Genomic DNA, 1,195 nt, shown 5'->3' on the forward strand with positions numbered 1-1,195 from the left:
TGAGCTGGGGGTGGCCGCAGAGACCAGCGAGAAGCGACTGTTTACTAAAAACACAGGTCCGTGCGAAGCCGTAAGGCGATGTATACGGACTGACGCCTGCCCGGTGCTGGAACGTTAAGGGGACCGGTTAGCTCCATTTCGGTGGGGCGAAGCTGAGAACTTAAGCGCCAGTAAACGGCGGTGGTAACTATAACCATCCTAAGGTAGCGAAATTCCTTGTCGGGTAAGTTCCGACCTGCACGAATGGCGTAACGACTTCTCGACTGTCTCAACCATAGGCCCGGTGAAATTGCACTACGAGTAAAGATGCTCGTTTCGCGCAGCAGGACGGAAAGACCCCGGGACCTTTACTACAGTTTGATATTGGTGTTCGGTTCGGCTTGTGTAGGATAGCTGGGAGACTGTGAAGCGCTAACGCCAGTTAGTGTGGAGTCGTCGTTGAAATACCAGTCTGGTCGTGCTGGATGTCTAACCTGGGTCCGTGATCCGGATCAGGGACAGTGTCTGATGGGTAGTTTAACTGGGGCGGTTGCCTCCTAAAGGGTAACGGAGGCGCCCAAAGGTTCCCTCAGCCTGGTTGGCAATCAGGTGTTGAGTGTAAGTGCACAAGGGAGCTTGACTGTGAGACCGACGGGTCGAGCAGGGACGAAAGTCGGGACTAGTGATCCGGCGGTGGCTTGTGGAAGCGCCGTCGCTCAACGGATAAAAGGTACCCCGGGGATAACAGGCTGATCTTCCCCAAGAGTCCATATCGACGGGATGGTTTGGCACCTCGATGTCGGCTCGTCGCATCCTGGGGCTGGAGTCGGTCCCAAGGGTTGGGCTGTTCGCCCATTAAAGCGGTACGCGAGCTGGGTTTAGAACGTCGTGAGACAGTTCGGTCCCTATCCGCTGTGCGCGTAGGAGTCTTGAGAAGGGCTGTCCCTAGTACGAGAGGACCGGGACGGACGAACCTCTGGTGTGCCAGTTGTTCTGCCAAGGGCATGGCTGGTTGGCTACGTTCGGGAGGGATAACCGCTGAAAGCATCTAAGCGGGAAGCCTGCTTCGAGATGAGGACTCCCACCTCCTAGAGAGGGTAAGGCTCCCAGTAGACGACTGGGTTGATAGGCCGGATATGGAAGCACGGTAACGTGTGGAGTTGACCGGTACTAATAGGCCGAGGGCTTGTCCTCAGTTGCTCGCGTCCACTGTGTT

1 rRNA gene is annotated in these 1,195 nt (G+C 56.3%); it reads left to right on the top strand.

Annotated elements, in window-relative coordinates:
* Positions 1 to 1,173: ribosomal RNA gene (locus ABZ948_RS40890) — 23S ribosomal RNA — on the top strand; the annotation flags it as partial.
* Positions 1,174 to 1,195 lie beyond the last annotated feature (22 nt).

The sequence above is a fragment of the Streptomyces olindensis genome, from assembly GCF_040645895.1.
In the GTDB taxonomy this organism is placed as follows: domain Bacteria; phylum Actinomycetota; class Actinomycetes; order Streptomycetales; family Streptomycetaceae; genus Streptomyces; species Streptomyces olindensis.